Genomic DNA, 19,455 nt, shown 5'->3' on the forward strand with positions numbered 1-19,455 from the left:
CCAGCCTGCGTACCACCTTGCAAGCTCCGCCCTTCAGGGCGGGGTAGTTGACCCATCAGACCAACCCTTCCGCCCGCGCGCGTTTCATGACATCCAGATAAATCATCTCCATCACATCGACGGCGTCTCCTCCGGCGATGGCTCTCGCTTTCCGGTAGTGTTCGTCCCACCGTTCCCCCCAGATATGCCTGGGGTCCGCCAGACTGCGCTGCAGGGACTCCTTGGTGTCCTTCACCGTGCCACCAGGATACATCTTCGCGAGGATCGCCCGCGCGGGACGCTGCCCAAGATCCCGATACAGGCGCGAACGCAGGCTGCTGTCTTCCGACGTGCTGGAGATCGCCCACAGGGTGATCGGCCCCACGGTATTCATCAGCGACTGTATGGATACTCCGTCATCCAGCACAAACTTGACCATCATCGTTGCGCCTTCCCTGGAAGGTTTTCGCAAGTCGCCAGGCATGCGTTCCGCTGCGGTATCTCCCATGGAGAAACATTCCGCGGACTCCGACGCCACCTTCGCATCATTCGCGCCAAAGATGAACACCGTGGTTGCCAGATCCCGCATAATCTTGGGTATATCTTCGTGAGACTGGGAGTAGAGTCCAATATGAATGTTCCACTTTCGGGATTCCCGGATCACGGTTTCGACATCCGAGACGATCTGTCCGGCCACCGTGGAGTTTTTGGTGATCCGGTGCAACTCATCAAAACAGATGCGCTTGGGATCGATGCGTAAATCCTCATAGAATTTCTGGTAATATTCCTGGTATGCCCTGTCTTTGGGCGCGCCCCGGATATCCCCTTCCTCAAAGAAGAAACGGCTCAACACGATATGACGCGCCAGCATGTATACCACAGCCGTTTGACGGTCACTCACCGCGCTGCCTTTCTTCGCCACCTCATCCAGATCCAGCGCCACCACTTTGGCTCCCTGCAACGTAAAGCGGGTCGGCTCCGACAGGATAACATACTGGCTGATGGCGCCCATCAGTGAGGTCCGCAGCGCGCGAGTCAGTTCTTCTCCAAAAAAGGCCACGACATCCTGCTCACTGGTAAGCGCGGCGATATCTTTCAGGGTAGGGACCGCGTACCGGTTGGCGATTTCCGCCTCGTGCCGCATGCCTTTGAGAAAGAATGCGTCCACCAGTTCCCACCAGGTCGTTTTGCTGTCTACCGGAATCCCCTCTTCCTGGATGGCCTTGTCCAGAACCTCGACATCATAGTTGTCCGCCTCCACCATCGGGCGGTACAGTTTGGGTTGTGCGTTATCCTTGTCATCAGCGTACCGGCTGTAGGCTTTTTCCACCAGAAGGTTGGCAAGGTCCGGAAGATGCTTCGGCGCCTGGTCATACCCGACAGGGGTGCCAATCAGGGTAACCAGCCCCACCAGAAAGGATTTCTGTGACGATGTCGGATAGCGGAATCCCGTCCAGGTATCGAACGGATTTGCCGCGTACTCCCGGGTCATCTGGATGCGCTTGTACACCGCCAGATGTTGCTGGTCTTCCGGCAACCCGGACTGAATCAGGCTCACGACACCCTTGGAGCTGGGGCCGATATCCACCACCGAAAGATAGGGCATGCGCGGCAATCCGGCTGCCATCAGGAATGACAGGTTGATCACGTTGAGGGTAGCGGATTTGCCCGATCCCAATGGCCCAATCCCCACCTCGATGAACGAAGCCTGCTTGCTGGACCCCTCGCGATACGGCAGGAAACATCCATCCGGGCTGCGGAGCGGCATACCGTCCTCCCAGTTTTGTCCGGGACGCAGCAGGGGCACGAAACGGGGAATATCCGACAGGGGCGCTGCGGCACTGGGGGCCGGACTTTTCGACAGAAGCCCCGGAATGGTCGCGCAAAGCGCCAGCGGTTGCCCCATGCCCAACGGTTTCGCGGCATCGGCGTTACCCCAGTCGTTGATGGCGGCAATCATGCGGCTGGAGCGATCCGCCAGTTCCTCCCGCGAGGACGCCTCCACGGAGAACGTGCAACGAAACCGCACGATGGCCGTACCTTCCACCTCATACAGCGAGCGCAGTTCTTTCACCGCCCGGTTGTATCTCCGGTTGACGGATGACGTGCCTGCGAACAAGGTTGCCAGAGTGTCCCGCATGCCCAGCAGATCCAGACCACCGCTATCCAGATGAATCGCCATTCGCCAGGGAAAGGGGTCCGGCGCGCCGTTGATCCGCTGCAACAGTGTGTTAAACGTCATGGAAGAGAGGTTTTCCGGGGGAACCGACATGGTGATCCCCTGAAACCAGCGGTCTCCAATCCGGATGGCGCCTCCCTCCAGCTCCATGGATTGCCGAAAAATCTGGCTGTGCAACGAGGGATAGTGAATCTCCAGTGTATCCTTTGGCCCATACATCGTGCCCAGCTTGTCCTTGAACCGGACAGAAAGCCGGTCTCCGGGGAGCAGGGCGCGATACTGCTCTCCGACCGGAAACAGGGCGCCACGCATGATCCGGATGGCATCATGCACCTCACAGGGGCGGGCGGAAATCCTTGCCCGCCCCAGATTCTGCACAAAAGAAGCCACCATGGCCGCATGGCTGTTGCGAAGCTCCACCGCCCCTTTGTCCATGGATTGCGAGGCCCATACCGACTCCCGCAGAGGCAGGGTTTTGCGTTGTTGCTCCTGGATCGCGGCCTTCGCCTTTTTCTTCTGATAACCGACTAGCTTCGACAGGCGTGTGGTCAGCGCGATGTATACGGATTCCCCGTGTACATACCTCGACATCGCACGCTCCCAGTCCGAGAATACGTCATCCATATCGAATTGCAGGCTTTTCGCGGTATTGCGCATTCCCTCGAAATTCTTGTGGACCAGACTTTTATCCTGTGGGTCATACTGGAAGTAGAATGCCACCGTAATCCCCTGCGTCTTCATGAGCAGGGACAGGGATTCCGTCAGGATGCGGGAGATATTCTGGAATTCCTCCCGTCCCGCCAGGGTCATCAACCCGGATACTTCAATCAGCGTGCTGAGAGAACTGTCATTGAGCGCGAAGGTCGTGTCGTCATCCGCGGTTTCCAGGTCAGTCAGGTATTTCGTATACCCCGTTTTCGTCATATCGGAAAAGGTGCGGGAAACCTCTTCCAGAAAATCGATCATGCCCAAATGCTGCCCCCTTATTTCATGACCACACTGCGGATGACCAGCCCGGATGGGTGCTGCAGGAGGGATGCCCGCTGCACGATCACCTGCGTATCCATGATCTGCGTGGCCTCGTTACCGGTCGCCCCCTGATAGGTGATCTGAAACTTCCCGCGGACAATCCAGGCCGGCACGCCGTCGATTCTTCCGGACTTCAGCACATAGGCAGCCGACATCGGCATCAACACGGTGTTCAGCCGGTTGTTGACGATCTTCGGCAGCGTTCCATTGGCTTTCAGCCCGGCAATCAACGCCTTGAAGGCATCCGGCTGATAGTATTTCGACGCGGCGCTCAGGTTCTGCTGCCATTGCGAAAAGGAGATGTCCATGGTGTTCTGCAACGCCCGCGTGACCCATGCGGACACCCCTGCATCGGACACATACGGTTCCGACAGGGGCACCACCGGCTGCACCTGCATGGACGGGTTCACGGCAACGACCATTGGCTTGACGTGCATCGCCGAATAGATGACCAGCGCCAGCACCACGATCTGCCCCAGATTCAGCGTGGCGCTGATGGTCAGCAGGCGGAGGATTTTCCGGTAGCCATCCCGATAAAATCCCCGCGACTCCTCAATCAATACGACGCCGCCACCTTCCGGTTTTTCCCTGTCCTGTTTTCCTGTCTGATCATCCATTGGCGGTTTCCTCGATAGGTTGAACTTCTGGCAGGAACAGCGACAGTTCCTCGCCCAGATACACCAGACTGTTGAGGTCGCCCATCAACAGGCAGGTCTGTAAAAAAGAGGTGTTGGAGAACAGCCCGGTCTCCGGCTGGTACAGGTCCACCATGTCCTCCACTTCCTCCAGCGCGAAAGTCCCGGCAGGGAAAAGTGGTGGCAACAACCCTGCCGACAGGATATCGGCCACCCAGTTCCTGGGGTCGGACTTCGGCGGTTGAATCAACACGCCGCCAGAGCCATAACCGACCACCTGGATTCCCTTCCGGTGCAGAATCGCGGCCCGCTGCATGAGCACCATGCGATCCGCGGAGCGGAGAAAGGCCGCAAAGGGGTTTTTCTGCCCCTTCGGCGCCCGCGGTATGGGGCCACAGAAGGCGCGCCAGAGGTTGTCCATGAAGAGGTGGAACGGATAGGAAGGCGCCCGCGCCGCCAGAATCTCTTCCGTCAGATGCTCCGGTCGCAGACCCTGTTTTTCCAGGAAGTCCAGAGGTGACAGCACCTTTTCCGCCAGCACCCCTTCGTGCAGGTTGAACTCGCAATGGTCCATCAGGGATTCCAGTTCCACCGAAGTCAGCCAGTGTCCGGATCGGGCATTCCGGTCGATATTGGCACCATAATTGACGATGGGCTCCATCTCTTCGGAACATCGCTTCATCGTCACCCGCAACAGTGCGCCGGGGTTCTCCAGCAACCATTGGCGGACAAATCCATCGGGTTTGCGATTCAGGATCCGCACCCCATCCTGCAGGTTGCGCCAGCCACCAATCGGGACCGGCATGTGCAACAGCATCCAGGCATGATACGCGCGGTCCACCGGAAGCCGCAGCGTCTTCGGCAGGATCGATTCCCCGGATTCCTGCATCACCATGCGGGGGACCGGCTGATATGCCTTGTTGGCGGCTTCCAGGGCATCCCGATAGAACTCAGGCGGTGGTTCATCCACAAAAAAGCGGTTCCAGTCCGGGAAGATGCGCTCCCGGATGCCATGGGCCAGATCGTTCAGCGGCGGCACGGTCAACGGCAGAAAGTCGCTGGTCACTTCCATCGTTTTGCGGAAAACCCAGTTGGCCAGATGGAGGCGCAGATGCAGGCTGCTTTCACAAGCTCCATCAAAAACGCTGTCGCAGCGCACCCGGATCGGTTGCTCTGGACCCTCATCCACTCCAAGCTCCTGCCAGATCCGGTGGATGTCGTGAGAGAAATAGGTGCCCCGGCGAAACCGCGCTCCCTGCAAACCGGAAAGGTTGGCAGTCTCGTAAGACAGGTTGGTCCACCAGACCGTGTCCGATGACAGTTCCGCCGTTCCGGAGATGCGCTGTAACGGTTCTCCTTCCGCCAGCACCCACCCCGTATCATGGGCCGTTTCGTCATCAAAGAGGACGAACCCGTTCTTCGTCATGAAGTTTTCCCAATCACTCGCTGTAACTGCTGAAAATGAGAAACCAGCATTTGTGGGGAGATGACCTCGCCGCCGCCATTCTTGTGCGTATTGGCCGCGGCCCAATAGGCGCTCGCCTGCCGGTAATAGTCGTAATCCGGCAGGAACCGCGCTCCGTGGAGGAATGCGGCACGCTGGTCATACAGCTTTGGGTCATCCCGATACAGCATGGTCAGCGACTCCCCCAAAACCGCAGCGTTCGACATTCCCATGCCGATTTCCCGATCCGCATCGTCCATCAACTGCCGCAGGGTTTCGTACAGCTCCGCAGCCCGGGACGCCATATTCAGTGCCTGATCGACAAAGTTCTGGTTGTTGGCCTTCCTCGCGTTCTCCAGCAACGAATTCCCTTCTTCCCCGTAGGACAGGAGAATGAAGAGAACATGCACCGCCAGGTTAAGATCTTCCTGCCGGACGACTGGCAGCCAGATGATGCTGCCGGACTCCCGGTGCCCCGCGTTTCCACAATGGAAAACCGAATGGCAGAACGGACAGACGGTCAAAAGGTTATCCGCATCGTTGTTGCGGTGATCATCATCGGCATGATGGATCTCGAAAAATCCGGAAAAACTGCTGGGCGAAGCCGGTACCGTGCGCATGCCGCAGAACCTGCAGGTATACCGGTCCCGCCGAAACACGGAATACCGGATCGTCTGGTATTCCTGGTCGGCTTCCTCCACCTGCGGATCGTGAATGCGAAAAAGCCCGTGCTTAACGCCCAGCAGCATCGCTTACCCCCCGCTGACCACGGTGGACATCTGACTCTGGTCGCTGCCAAACACCGTGTCACTTCCAGAAGAGATGAACGCGGTGAGGGAAACCAGCAACACGCCACCGATGATCATGGCAATGCCGGGCCAGGTGGGCTGCTGCCGCTTGTGCGCCAGAATCCACATCACGATGCCGCCACCCACCATGACGATGCCGATGAAGATGAAGAAATACACGGCCAGAGAACTGAACGACTGCACCGTGCTCTGCCCGTTGTTCGCGATTTGCGAAAAGCTCACCGTTGCCTGGGCAAGGGCTGGCGCCAGCATCGCGACGATCCCCGCACCCCAGCCAGAAAGCGCCACCTTGCCGCAGAATGACTTCTTGCGATATTCCATTACGTTACTCCTTCCATTCCAAAGAAAATCAACCCAGGATATGTTGTACCACCTGTTGAAACAGCCCACCCACACTGACCCCCAGAACCTGCAGCAGGGTCTGGGCATTGACCATCGCCACCCCACCGGCAAAATGCCACAGGGCAGGCCCGATGGCATGACGATCCTCTCCCGCTTCCCGCAGCAGCAGGAACGCCCTGTAATACGCATACAGCCCGATCAGCGCCAGAAAATCGAAGAGCAGGGAAACCACCTGCCCATACTCTCCACTGGCGCCAGAGGTCATGTGCAGGGTCAGCGACGCCGGGGAACTGGTGTTGAAAAACGACTCCGAAGCCGTATTCAGCATCGCGTTGATGTTCGTCATGAACACCCCGGCAAAAAACGTCGCAACGTATCCTTTCCCTCCGTTCCCGCCCCGCTGCGCCTGGATGAACATCCAGATCGACCAGCCACACAGGAGGATGCCGGTAAAGATGATCACGTAAATGAGCAGCGGCCACAACGAAGTGACCATGCCGGTCAGGTTCGAGATCATCTGATCCTGTGCGGACGAGTTCATCCTGCAGTCCCGGCGCTTACCAGGTTACCTGTCCGTTACGGACGGACTGCACGATGCGCCCATCCACGCGGTCCCCCGCCTGGATGGTCAGGAACGCACCGGATGGAGTCCGCAACACCGCACGGTCCCCGGCACCACCGACGATGCGATAGCCGTCCGGCATCCCGGATGCCCCGGAAGGCGCCGGAGCTTTGCCCGCAGGCGGATGCGGTGGGTTCCGGTAGATGGTGCGTACCACCGTGCGATAGATCACCCGAGGCGCTGGTGTGGCGGCGTCCTGCGTTTTTTCCGACGCGCGCAGGCTCGCCAGTTCCTTTTCCGTCTGCGCCAGTTCCTGCCGGGTCTGGGCCAGCTTTTTCATCAGTGCCGCCTTCCGTTCGCCGGAAGAGCTTTCTGCCGCTGGTGCCACCGCAGACGTTGCCGGAGCGGAAGCGGAAGCCGGCACGGCGGAACCCGATGTCACCGGCGCCGCCACAGAAGACGCCACGGACGACGATACCGCAGACGCCGACCCGGAAGCGCCCGTGGCAGGCGGCAGGTCCGGCAGGGAAGCGGCAGCGTTGGCAGCCGATCCGGAAGACGCCGTAACACCGGACAGGGAGGGCATCGGTATTCCGGAAATCCCGGAAACCTCGTCAGAACCACCTGCGGAATCCGGAGCCTTTGGCGACACCGTCGAAGCCATGGGCGGAGTCTGATCCCCGTGATCCATGGGAATGGCATCGCCGGATGAATGGTGCTGCATGGTCATTTCCCGGCCACCCGCCGGGTACCCGCGAGGTCCGCCCGACGCTTGCTGGTCAGGCTGCTGGTATTCCACTCCGGCAGGCTGATGCAGGTACCAGAAGCCACCCAGGCCAACACCACCCAGCAAAAAGACTCCACCCATGGCAAGAAGAATCTTTCGGGTAGACAAGCCGCCACCAGAGGAGGGCTTCCCTGGCTTCTTCTGCCGCTTTCCCTTTTTCCCGTCAGCCACGTCAGCTACTTCGGCGTCCACCAGAAAGACCGGCTCGACCCGGTCCATGCCGTCTTTCGGAGTTGGTTCAGAGCTTTCCGGCGCAACCCGCGACTTTCCGGAGGCAGGCTTTTCTTTCTGCCCGGAGTCACCGTCCCCCTCTACCCATCCGTTTTCCTCTGGATACTGACTCACTTGCCTGCTCCTTTCACCACAAAGAGATCAAAAGGGGTTCCCGCCGCCACCTTGACCGTATTCGGCTCCGTCAGCGTGTTGGAGAATGCCTGGTTCAATGGCTGCAAATCCTTTGCCGCGGAGCCCGCCGCGATTGCGTTCAACTGGGCAGGGGAGAGATTGGAATTGTACGTGGTGGATGTCCCGATCAACCCGTTGTTCACCGTTTCCCCCTGCTGCGCAACCGCCTGGCCGTAGCCTTCCACACCGGACAGGAACACGGACCCCAGAAAAGCACCGGTGCGCGCCAGGATATGCTCGTTCACACTGGTCGCCATCTCCGGCAACGTGGTTTTGGGAGCCACCGCATACGCATCGATGCCCTGCGTCTGCCCGCCCGGAAGCACCAGGGTGTTGAAACGGATCACCAGCCGGTTGACACCCTTGGGCTTGGTAATCTTCCCCAGAACTTTCTCTTTCAGGAAGGGGGCCTGTAACAGCGTTGCCATCACCGGGGCTTCGGTCACGGAACTGTCCGCTTCCATATCCATCACCCCATAAATGATGTCACCGGCATCCGGTACAGCATAGGTTTTCTTTTTGCTGGGGCTGGAAGCCTGCCCGGCGGAAGCCTGCCCGGCACCCTGCCAGTTCAGCTTTCCCGCACCGCCTGCCATCCCCCCCTGCTGCTGCATCACGGGAACCAGCGCCGGAGAACCGCCACCCCTGGCAAAGGTCTCGCCAATCAGCTTGATCTCCTGTGCCACCGCGGCGTCCTCTGGCGCGGGCTGCGCCGGGTTCCGTGCAGGGCCGGAGAACGACTGGTTATACCGGTTCATCGCCGCCTGTTGTTGCGCCCGTTGCGAGGAATCCGTTTTCGCCGTTGCCGGCGCCGATGAGGAAAAGGATGCGGACGTAACGGAGGTCACAGGCACGGCGAAAAAGGATTTTCCGGAATTCTCCGCCGCCTGTCCCTGCCGCTGGTTATAGGAATCCACTTCCTTCGCGTACTGCGGAGAGCTTTTGCCGGGAGTGTTGTGAACGCTGGGCGCCTGCGTATTCACGGATGCTCCCTGATACTGGCTGCCGGAAGAGTCCCGGACGAGGATGAACGTCACCGCTCCGGCGATTACCAGAACCGCCGCGCCCACCATGACCCAGCGCGCACCAGACAGGTGCAGGGTGAGCCCGGCAAAGCTTTTTCCGGTACCGGAATTCTGCGCCATCAGGAATTTCCTTTTGCAAGATTCAACTTGACGATGCGAGCCGAGGACTTTTGTGCAGGGGCAGGCGGCGGAGATTGTGGCGTGGGCTTCGCGGGAGTGGACAACAGATAGTTGGCATCAGGATTCCGCCATTCTTCCCCCGCTTCGTTCAGCGTCACCGGCTCCATTCCGGAGGGCGCGCGCAACAACAGTTGCCGTGTCTCCGGGAGGCTATACACCCGAACACCGTCCTGGGATATCTCTGCCGTCCATGCCGGCATGGCGAGAGGTATCCGGGAGCGCACGATGGTTTTGCCGTTCCACTTCCAGGCAACCACTCCATAGCCACCACTCGCATGCAGGTCCACCGCCCCCTTCGGCGGGGTCTGCGCGAGGAACAGCAGCAGGCTGGATTCCACCGGGCTGGGCGGCGGCGCCTGCATGACCGGGGTCGGGCTGTCCGGCCCCATCCGGTCAATCCGCAACGTCACCATGCCATCCACGGATTTACCGTCAGGCTTGCCGGTACGCAGATCCAGCATGATCGGCGTACTCATGCCTTTCAGAGTAACGACCATATTGGAAGCCGCGCCAAAAAATCTGGGAGAAATCGTCATGAGATTGGGGGGAAGCGTTGCGTCACTTTCCTGATTCGCTCCGCTCTTCGCGGTTGTCGCAGCCACCTTCAGGGAAACATTGCCAGCCGCCTGGATGGCGAACATCCCGGATCCGGCGGACCCGGAGCCATCGTTGCCACCCACGACATACGCGGTCACCGGCCAGGGGTTGCCGCTTGCATCGACAACCGACAGGGTGGTGACGTACCCACGCGCCAGCCGGATCACCGGAACCTGGCTCCCCGGCCCCACGTTGACCGTCAGGATGGGGTTGTCGATCCGCAGGGGGCTCGTTTCGTGCATCGCATACTGCGAGTCCGCCATCTGCTGTTTCACCCACTGGATCTCCCTGGTGGACAGCGGAGAAGCCGACTGGTATTCCATATCGACACCCGGACGGACATCCTTTGGGCGCCCGGGAAGCGGCGGCAGAAAATAGATGCCCTGACCACCATCCAGGGAGGTCTGCGCGCGCTCCGGGGATACCTGTGGTTCTCCCCGGGCATCCGCAGTGGCAGCCTTCCCCCCACCTTGCGATGACGACGTGTCCGCGGTCACCACCCCGGCGAAGGCGGGTTCGATACCCGTCAACACCCCCCCGCAAAACAGGGAAACCATCACCACCACACCTTTGCGGTTCAGGGGTAAGCGATCCATACGACTCCCATTCAATAACGCCATATTTGATATGATAGCAGGATATCCAACGCAAACAAAACTGCCCGATTCACGGGCAGTTTCGAGTTCAGCCGGCAGATCAGGCCGCGGTATCCGCAAGGTTTCGCGCAGGCGGCCAGGAGATCTCCCGTGGCTGCGGCGGGAGGCGCATGGCTTTCAGTTCCTGCGTGGCGCGCAGAAACCCGGAAAGAAACGCCGCAAGCCAGGATTCATCCCAGTCTTCCGCGATATTCGTGACCTGCGGCAACACCATCTCCTCCCCGCAACGCATGGCATAGCCATTTTCCTCGTCCATCAACGGCTCCCAGGTTTGCCCCAACCAGTCTTCATAGGCTTCGCCGAACCGCCAGCCGAACCAGCCCGCGCGCCGCATGGCAAGACGGATACCGCGCTGGCAGCAGGCCAGCATTTCCCTGGAACATGACGGGTCCGCAAGCCGCTCTTCAGCGCCTTCCATCACATCGGCACACTGATCGTTTCTCCCATAGACCTGCAGGTACAGGGACTGCACCTGCTCTTCGGTAGCGAACTCGCCGGACAGAAAGAATGCGGCCAATAAATCTGTTTTATTGCGAACCATGAAAAACCTCTCCTGACAAAACGGAAAATCAAAAAATTAGTACGAGTTACTTGATTCCGCTGCGATCTTCTCCTGATGCGCGCGCACACGGCGCAGCATCTCCGCCTGTGCGATCTCCCGCTTTTGCTTCCCGCTCAGGGGCGCCACCTGCTCCCCGGATGCCTGCATCTTCCGCATCCACCGAGCAAAAAACTCCAGATTTTCCTGGTAGCTGTAAGCCTTCCAGTTGCGGGTTTCCATGGCCTCATCCCGATCCGCCTCCCGATCACCAGATGCCGCACGCGGCGAAGCCGTGTCCGTCAGGCGAGCCTCGCCACTCATCGCATCCAGCAGGTTGGACATGGGTTGTGACATCGGCTGCCCGTCTTCCAGAACCTGAAGCTGGGCAGCGTTCAGGTCGCGACGCTCCAGAAGCCCGCCTTGCAACGCCTCGCGCAGACGCTCCCGTTGCAGGCTGCGATCCCAGCCCAGGGAAACGTCCCAACGCGGCATCCGTCCGGAAAGCGCGCTCTGCCGAACCGCCGCGGTATAAAAATCCAGGAAAGCGCGACGCTGGGCAATCCGGTCGTCCATGTGCCGAACCTCTCCATACGCCCTGCGGATCTCGTCCGTCCAGAGAATGGAGTCTTCTTCATTGAATGCCCGCTGCGCATACGACCAGGCCATGTCCGGCGTGGGGAACGCGGCGATTCGCTGCTTCAGGAGTTCTTCCTGATCCTTTTTGCCGCCACCATTCAAGGCTTCCACGATCTCTATCAGATCGATGGGCTTGGGGGGGAAGCGACCATGAGGGCTGGCAGGGTGCGCTTCCAATGCCTCGATCGCCGCATTGAACGACAGGCGAGACATCAGAGAGGACATCCATGTGGATGCGTAGCCCGAATCGAACTCCGCGATCCGGTACACATCCCGCATCATTTTTACCAATTCATCAGAAAATGCCAATCTATCTTCATTGGACCAAAACATCGCGGTCTCCTTTACGTTAGCTATGAAAGATGGTGGTGACCCAACATGACCAGAGGGGGTTCGACCATTCCGCCTCCTTGCCGTGGGGGAGTTACGTCAATAATGTTCGCCTGCACGAAAGGTCCATATTCCTGCGGTTTGCGGCCAAATTGCGGGCCATATTCCTCCCTCAGCTTTTCCAGCCGCGCTTCCCTCTCAATTTCTCTTTGACGTTCTTTTTCCAGGATGGCATCCATTTCTTCCTTTGTGACCTCGTCGGCTCTCTTTGCGCCGATTCTCTTCACGTCGGACTTCTCATCCGTCCAGCGTTCCTGGTTCAGGTAGGTGGTGGGCATGGGAATATATTTGACTTCCTTCCACTGGTGTTTCTTTTTCCATTCAACATCCTGCAGTATCGCTTCAATCTGTTCTTCGCAGCCGTTCCGGTGCCAGGACTGCAGCGCCGTCTTGCGCGCCTCGCGGCGGGGATACGCTTCCCAGAAGCGGATGAAGCCCGGCGTCATTTCGTCGGTCTTCACGGTGGCGCGTGGCTTCGCCCGGTACCCGGACGCTTCCTGTACTTCCTGTGCTTCCACAGTTTCGCCGGCATCCGCACCTTCTTCCGTTTTTTCCGCCTCCTCCGCCAGCAGATCCTCCGGCGGAAGATCCGCTTCGTTGCGTTCTTGCGGATCATCCCCAAAGAACAGGAAGTCCAGATCGCTGCCATCCTCTGGTCTCGTCGAGGCTTTCACAGTGGCATCTTCCGCAGCCGTTTCCGGCGCCATTGCGGGGACCGGTTCCTCCGGCGCATTCTGCAGCGGTGGCTGGGTCACCTCCACCGGCTTTGCCACAGCAGGCTTCACCCCGAATGGTGTACGGGACGTGGTATCCGTTTGCGTTACCTTCCGTACCGTTTCGTCCGGCTTGTCATCCATCGACCGGATACCACGATTCTGCTCGTCCTTGCGGTTCATCCACTTGCTGATGTATTGGGCAGCCTTGCTGCGCGCGGGGATTTTGCGGGTGTGCGTTTTCAGGTAGCGCACCATGGCACGGATTTCCTGGGGGATGTCCAAGTCGGGAAAACGCGCGGAGAGGTTGTCAATGAACGATGCGGACAACGGCATCTGGTCGCCCTTGCTGTCCTTCGTGACGGGAAAAAAAAGGATTCCCTGTTGACCTCCCTGCTTTGGCGTGGGCGCCGTTGCGGCATCCTGTGCGGGAGCGTCTACCCGTGTGGGTGGAGCGGATTCAGTGGCTTCCCGTGTGCTACCGGGCGGCACGGGACACGCCGCGGCGATGGAGGGGGCCATCTGCCGCAGCGTGGTTAATAACGGCTCGATCAACGCGGGGAAGGTCGCCCGTAACACGCTTTCCACAATCGCCACGATCTGCTCCTGGTCCAACCCTGTAGCCGCCGGGTTTCCGGCAAACAGGGGCGCCCAGCGATCCCGGTCCTGCCAGTCCAGTCCGGCATCCCAGTCCTCGACGCTTTCCGGCGCGGACTGCCGCCGTTCAACGCAGAAGTCCAGGTATTCCCGCAGGTAGGGCTTTTCCTCCAGGAGGGTGCGGGCATGGGCGATGGCCTGCTCCCAGACCGGCGCCGGGATGGGTCCGGACTGCGCATCCAGCCGGTCGATCCGGCGCACGGCGGATTTCACCATGTTGGGATTATTGACCCGGTCCAGCCCCTTGGGCAGAAAGGTGAACAGCCCCGACAGGGGAAGGACGCCGGAATCCGAGATTTCCCGCAACGCCACCCGTAGCCAGGGCAGGGGGATGGAAAGCTCTTCCAGCAACATGCCCCAGGAGAGTTTCTGGATGCCGCCGGCAGGCACCGGCAAGGTTTCCAGATACAGCTGAATCATCTTGGCCGGAAGAGAAGCCGAGCGGTAGGACGGCTTGGCGGAAACGGATTTGCGAAGTTTGGCGCTCATATAAAACCCCCCAGAAAACAAGAAGATGAAAAAAATTCTGCCATGCCGTCCTTCCGTATGTACGAGATAATACATAACATGGCGTTACCATGTCAAGCCCACGCTACCATGGCCCGTACCCACCATTCAACCACAAAACTTCTTGCGAGCCAAGCGGGTCAGTCTGGCTCATCGCCTTTCAGCGTGGCGGTGTCCGGGCTGCCAGCCAGTCATCGAATGCGGACAGATCGCTGCGCGTCTGGCGTTCACGGAAACAGGCTGCGGAGGCTGTGGGCTTGAGCGCGAACGCTTCATCCCGTTGCCCCTGGGCGGAATCTGATGAATCTGGCAAGTTCTGTGACACTGGACCTCTCCCATGAACCACGACCTTTCGGATGAACTGGGATCTTTCGGATGAACTGGGATCTTTCGGATGAACTGGGATCTTTCGGATGAACTGGGATCCTTCGGATGAACTGATACTCCACCAGTAGACTGATACTCTACCAGTAGACTGATACTCTACCAGTAGACTGATACTCTACCAGTAGACTGATACTTTTCTTGGTTTAACTTAAAAAAAATAGGATAGGATAAAAACGATATAGTATATATATAGGAGGCGGTGCCGGAACGGGAAAAGTGCAGAAAAGCGGGAAAAAGTGCAGATTCGTGTTTGATGTCGATGCGGAAGCTGGAAGGCGACAACGGCTCCGATCCGATGTTTCCGGCAACGCAGGGTGCGTGGTGAGTGGTGGCGGGAGAGGGAACGTAGCTGGTTGTGGAAACGGTTTCGGGAACCGCAGTTGGTGGAGGGCGGAAGTTGTTTTCTGGTGGGCGCCTGGTGGTTGTGGAAACGGTTTCGGATACTGCGAAGCCCGTGGTGCGGAGTCTGCTGTTCGGAGTTGTGGAAACGGTTTCGGGAACCGTTCCGGCCCGCTCACTCTCCGTCGCCTTCCGTCCTTTCCTGTGGTCTGACCTTCCTCCGCTCGTCTCCGCTCGTTGTCGAGGTTCCCGTTGCCTGGGTTATGGAAACGGTTTCGGGAACCCCGGTTGTGGCGGGAGGGATCTGTTTTCTGGTGGGTGCCAGGTGGTTGCGGAAACGGTTTCGCAAACCGTTTCGCTAACCGTTATTCCCCGTCGTCTTCCGCCTCTTCCGGCGGCCTGATCTTCCTCCGCCCCTTGTTGTACCGGCCAGGATGCTCCTTGCTTCCGCCGGCGATTTTCTCTTCGGAGGTGCGGGGCCATCGTCCGGTTTTGAAGACCTCCTCGATGGTGGTTCCCCGCGCACGGGCTTCCTCTTCTGCCGCCTTCTCCCAGCGCCGCATTGCTTCTTCCGCGCCGTGCCGTTCCAGGTAGTATTGCAGCAGCAGAAAGGCGCGGCGGGTCACCGGGGACGGAATGTTGCCGTTGGCCCATTCGTTCCCATTGTTCTTGCGAAAGCCCAGGAGGACGGAGAGCCATCCCTGTGATGCGAGACCGTCCCTTCCCCGCCGGTCGCAGACGGTGGCAAACATTTTCCGGATCTCCTGAAAATCGGGCTCGGTGGGGAAGGGGTTGTCTTCCGGATGCTCCCAGAGCATCCGCACGAGGATCGCCAGCGAGGGCGCCAGGGTGGGGCCTTCCTCATGGGTGGACGACACCCTGCTTCGTTCCAGCGCCTTGGGAAACCCCAGCAGATAAAACATCTCCCGAAAGGGGATGCCAAGACTGTATCGCAACGCCTGCAGATCCGTGGTGCGCAGGATTTTCGGGCGCAGCCAGGAGGTTTTTTCGTCAGACACAGGAATACCTCGTTCAAAAATTGCAAAGCGAAGGTAAGTTATATAACATAGCATTATATTGTCTTGCAATGCGCGAGGGTGGAATGGAGAAGGAAACAGGGAAGCGGGCGTCTCGTGGCGCTGCGGGAAAAACCACAAATCCCGGACGGGCTGGCAAAAAAAAATCTTTGAAAAATCAGGAAGTTAATAAGGATGTTGCGCAGGGTATGCCGGAGCGTGGGGTGTCGGATACCCTGCGTGGCGTGGTCTGGTGCTGGGTCGATCCCCGCGCCTGGAGCCCGGAGATGCCTCTGGTCGTGCTTCCGGTCGAGGTTCCGGGTGGCGGCCCGGACCTCGGTTTCTGGATACTGCAGGATGGCGGGGATCTCAATGTGCGGAATGGTTTTGCCAAACGCGCCATTGTCGAAGGCCGAAAACGTGGGTGGGAAACTCTGATGGTGCAGATCAGTTGCAGCGCCAGGCTGACGCATTATCTTCCCATTCTGAAAACCTTCCAGGAATGGGAGTCCGTAGAATTCCTGGCGGTGGAGGGGATGAATGTCGAAAACCGGTTTTTTCTGGTCGAGGTTTTTCGTCAGCAGTTGGCGCGAATTTCCCGCGAGCATCCCCGTTTGGCGGAGGGGTTGTCGAAATCCCTTTTGGGGAATGTCAATTTCCGGGATCTGTTTCTGGAAGATCCCGGGTTGATTGGTGAGACCGCATTTCTGGCGCTGCCGAACCTGCGGCTGATATCCTGGGATACCGCGGCTTTCAGCAAGGAATACCCGCGATTGAGTGCTGTGTCCTTTTGTCATCTTTCCGTTGTAGAATCTGTGGAGGTATTTTTTCCGGGATATGGTAAACTGAATGCGGAAGTGCAATTGAAACTTCCGGAGAAGCGGTGGTCCAATCTTTCGGAAGAAGAAAAAGGGCGGTTTTATCTGCCATGGGTGTAACCCTGCAGGACGGGGAATGGGGGAAGAAGATGAGCTTTGCGGAACCGGTTTCCAGGGAAAAGCCAGAGGTGGCGCGTGCGGTTTTCGGGGTTCGCCCGCCGGCCCAGGAGGCGCGTAAAGTTATGGAGCACAAGAAGCGGTCTGGTGGTGGCACGAAGAAAAAGGCTGCCGCAAAACAACAGGGTTCCCTTTCTTTCGTTGAAGGGAATCTGGTAAAAAAGCTGGACGTGGAAAATGAGCCGGATTCTGTTTCCCTGAGTGGGGTTCTGGAGACCATCCGCCATTACAAGGAAGATTCCTGCTGGGGTATTTTTCTTCTGCGGGATGCGCAGGATGCCTTGCACACGGTTCGCGGAGTGCTGGAAAATGCCCGCGTGGGAATGGATGTCACAGGCTTCGGACAATTTATCCGGGATCCAAAATATGGCCTGCAATTCGATGCCCGCCTGTTGACCGAGACGATGCTGGAAGCCACTGCATGGGATGACCCGCAACGGGTGTTCGCTTCGTTGCGCTCCCTGCCGCATTTGACGGAGAAGCGTTTTGCCAGGCTGTGGGAAGCGCATGGTCCGCGGTTGCGGGAGAAGATGGGGGAGGTTCAGGGGATTCTGGAGGTTTTCCCGAAGCTGCCCAGGGCACATGCGGAGAACCTGGTCAGCGCCTATCTTGCGCGCGGACGGTTTGAGCCGTTGTACTGGTTCATCTCCCGCCTGGGTGGCGGGCAGGGAATCATCCGCTATATTATCCGGCATTACGATGCGGTTTTCGAGCCGGGGAAATGGGACGTTGCGGCGATCGTCGCCCGGTACCGGCAAAACCCGTACCGGATGCTGGAGGTGCGCGGGTTGGGGTTTCTCCTGGTCGATGCGATGGCGCTGCGTTCCGGCATGAGCCCGGACAGCCAGGTGCGGATGCGCAATGCCTTGCGCTTCGTTCTGGCGGAAAAGGTGCTGGATCAGGGCGATACCGCGATTCCTTTTTCGGAATGGCCGGAGGTCGCCCTGGGGAAAGTCGTGCTGAACGCATCGGAAGACGAGCAGCCCAGGTTCCGCAAGGCGTTGCAGGTGGCGATGGATCAGCTCGTGGCGGATCGCAAGGTGTCCGTCTGGGAGGGCACCGAGGAGACCGGGCAGCCGGTTCGCTATGTTGCGGATCGGAAAATCTTCCAGGCGGAGAAACAGATTGTCGAGCGATTGCGGAGTTTGTCCCTGTCTGGTTCCTCGCCCATGTTGCCGCTGTCTCTCGTGGAAGAGGTTGCAACGCGGGACGGATTGTCTTTCCTGCAGCGCAAGGCATTGGCGGAAGCGTTGCGGGGACGGGTAGGGGTGCTGACCGGCGGGCCGGGGACGGGCAAGACCACCTGCATGAAGTCGGTGTTGCGCGCGGCGGCGCGACAGGGGGTGTCGGTCGCGCTCTGTGCGCCGACCGGCAAGGCCGCCAGCCGCCTGAAGCTGGTTGCGGAGATGCCGGCGAGCACCATTCATTCCCTGATTGGCAAGCGTCCTGGCTGTGCGGCGGTCCACAACCGGGAGAATCCGTACCCCGCGCAACTGTTCGTCGTGGACGAGGTGTCCATGGTCGATACCGTATTGATGGCGGATCTTCTGCAGGCGTTGCCGGATGATGCCTGTCTGCTGCTGGTTGGCGACGTTTGGCAGCTGCCGTCCGTGGGGCCTGGTCAGGTGCTGTCCGATCTGGTGCGGTCCCGGCGTTTCCGGGTGGGTATCCTGACGGAGAATTTCCGGCAGCGGGAAGATCCGGTAGCCGGTCAGATTCCGGATGCGGCGCACCGGGTCAGCAGCGGTATCCTGGAAGGGGTGCTGGAACCCTGGGCGCCCGGCAGAAAGCCAGACAGCTTCGCCGGGTATCATGGGTATGCGACGGATCATGAGGGGGATGCCCTGGATGCCAATGTGACTGCCCATGAGCTGGGGGAGATCGTCCGTCATGCGCTGGCGCGGGGGGTCGACCCTGGAGACTTGCAGGTTCTGTCGCCCATGCGTCGTCACGCGCTGGGGGTCGAGGATCTGAACCGCATCCTGCAACCGATCCTGAATGCGTCCGGAATGCAAGGGCCGGGGCTTGCGCTGGGAAAAGCGCGCAACGGGGTGGAGCCGTGGACCTGGCGGATGGGGGATCGGCTGATTCTGCGTCGGAATTACCGGGATTTTCAGGTGTTCAACGGCGACGCGGGAACGGTGGTCGGGCTGTATCCCAGGTGGGACCGGGTACCGCCGGTTGTCGCCGGACATCTGGGTATGACGCGGGACAACTTTTCTCCCTTTGTGCTGGTGCGTTTCGCGGTGCCGATGGGGGAGCAGGACTGGCTGAACGTGTTGGAGTCCCTACCCGAATCACAAAGCCTGCCGGCGCGGGATGCGCAAGGGAAACCGTGTGTGCTGATGGCGTTCAATCGTGACAGCATCGGGGATCTGGAGCCCGCGTATGCGCTGACCATCCACAAGACGCAGGGGTCCGAGTATCCGTATGTGATTCTGGTGTTGCACACGCAGCACTGGATTCTTTGTGATCGCCCTCTTTTGTATACGGGCATGACGCGCGCGAAGAAGGGGCTGCTGGTGCTGGGCGCCAGCAAGGCGGTACGGCAGGCGGCGCGCAATCCCGGCAATCGTCGCCTGACCCTGTTGCGCCACTTTTTGCGGCATGCCTCTTGACAGATGGTAACGCCATGTTATACTCGT

The 19,455-nt window shown here is 59.4% G+C and carries 15 protein-coding genes; 2 read left to right on the plus strand and 13 right to left on the minus strand.

Features of this window, described 5'->3' with window-relative positions; all coding sequences use genetic code 11:
• Positions 1–55: 55 nt before the first annotated feature.
• The 13 genes from AB4090_RS05155 to AB4090_RS05215 form a co-directional block, all read right to left on the minus strand.
• Complete coding sequence (locus AB4090_RS05155) at positions 56–3,082, minus strand: hypothetical protein (RefSeq protein ID WP_369572796.1); 3,027 nt, start codon at positions 3,080–3,082, stop codon at positions 56–58.
• Positions 3,083–3,141: 59 nt separating this feature from the next.
• Complete coding sequence (locus tag AB4090_RS05160; protein ID WP_369572797.1) at positions 3,142–3,804, minus strand: DotI/IcmL family type IV secretion protein; 663 nt, start codon at positions 3,802–3,804, stop codon at positions 3,142–3,144.
• Positions 3,797–5,248, minus strand: coding sequence for a hypothetical protein (locus AB4090_RS05165; RefSeq protein ID WP_369572798.1), 1,452 nt, complete (start codon positions 5,246–5,248; stop codon positions 3,797–3,799). Before AB4090_RS05165 ends, AB4090_RS05160 begins: the two co-directional genes overlap by 8 nt.
• Entirely contained in the window at positions 5,245–6,015 is a 771-nt protein-coding gene (locus tag AB4090_RS05170) for a hypothetical protein (RefSeq protein WP_369572799.1), read from the minus strand. The genes AB4090_RS05165 and AB4090_RS05170 overlap by 4 nt, the downstream gene beginning before the upstream one ends.
• Before the next feature lie 3 nt (positions 6,016–6,018).
• The gene (locus tag AB4090_RS05175) at positions 6,019–6,396 is read right to left on the minus strand and encodes a DUF6750 family protein (protein ID WP_369572800.1); all 378 of its coding nucleotides are present in this window, start codon (positions 6,394–6,396) and stop codon (positions 6,019–6,021) included.
• Positions 6,397–6,424: 28 nt separating this feature from the next.
• Complete coding sequence (locus AB4090_RS05180) at positions 6,425–6,958, minus strand: hypothetical protein (protein ID WP_369572801.1); 534 nt, start codon at positions 6,956–6,958, stop codon at positions 6,425–6,427.
• Positions 6,959–6,974: 16 nt separating this feature from the next.
• Positions 6,975–8,111, minus strand: coding sequence for a hypothetical protein (locus AB4090_RS05185; RefSeq protein WP_369572802.1), 1,137 nt, complete (start codon positions 8,109–8,111; stop codon positions 6,975–6,977).
• On the minus strand, positions 8,108–9,316 hold the full coding sequence (locus AB4090_RS05190; RefSeq protein ID WP_369572803.1) for a DotG/IcmE/VirB10 family protein: 1,209 nt from the start codon (positions 9,314–9,316) through the stop codon (positions 8,108–8,110). The genes AB4090_RS05185 and AB4090_RS05190 overlap by 4 nt, the downstream gene beginning before the upstream one ends.
• Complete coding sequence (locus AB4090_RS05195) at positions 9,316–10,593, minus strand: DotH/IcmK family type IV secretion protein (RefSeq protein ID WP_369572804.1); 1,278 nt, start codon at positions 10,591–10,593, stop codon at positions 9,316–9,318. Before AB4090_RS05195 ends, AB4090_RS05190 begins: the two co-directional genes overlap by 1 nt.
• Before the next feature lie 76 nt (positions 10,594–10,669).
• Positions 10,670–11,170: a hypothetical protein gene (locus tag AB4090_RS05200; protein WP_369572805.1), complete on the minus strand. Its 501-nt coding sequence runs from the start codon at positions 11,168–11,170 to the stop codon at positions 10,670–10,672.
• Between the two features lie 36 nt (positions 11,171–11,206).
• On the minus strand, positions 11,207–12,139 hold the full coding sequence (locus AB4090_RS05205; protein ID WP_369572806.1) for a hypothetical protein: 933 nt from the start codon (positions 12,137–12,139) through the stop codon (positions 11,207–11,209).
• A gap of 20 nt (positions 12,140–12,159) precedes the next feature.
• Entirely contained in the window at positions 12,160–14,055 is a 1,896-nt protein-coding gene (locus AB4090_RS05210) for a hypothetical protein (RefSeq protein ID WP_369572807.1), read from the minus strand.
• 1,109 nt (positions 14,056–15,164) lie between these two features.
• Positions 15,165–15,818, minus strand: a complete 654-nt coding sequence (locus AB4090_RS05215) for a hypothetical protein (RefSeq protein ID WP_369572808.1) — start codon at positions 15,816–15,818, stop codon at positions 15,165–15,167.
• 83 nt (positions 15,819–15,901) lie between these two features.
• Between AB4090_RS05215 and AB4090_RS05220 the strand changes: the two genes are divergently transcribed.
• Together AB4090_RS05220 and AB4090_RS05225 are read left to right on the plus strand one after the other, a co-directional pair.
• A complete protein-coding gene (locus tag AB4090_RS05220) occupies positions 15,902–16,753 on the plus strand; it encodes a hypothetical protein (RefSeq protein WP_369572809.1) in 852 nt (283 codons plus the stop codon).
• A complete protein-coding gene (locus tag AB4090_RS05225) occupies positions 16,744–19,428 on the plus strand; it encodes an AAA family ATPase (protein WP_369572810.1) in 2,685 nt (894 codons plus the stop codon). Before AB4090_RS05220 ends, AB4090_RS05225 begins: the two co-directional genes overlap by 10 nt.
• The last annotated feature ends 27 nt before the right edge of the window (positions 19,429–19,455 follow it).

The sequence above is a fragment of the Acidithiobacillus sp. IBUN Pt1247-S3 genome, from assembly GCF_041146875.1.
Lineage (GTDB): Bacteria > Pseudomonadota > Gammaproteobacteria > Acidithiobacillales > Acidithiobacillaceae > Igneacidithiobacillus.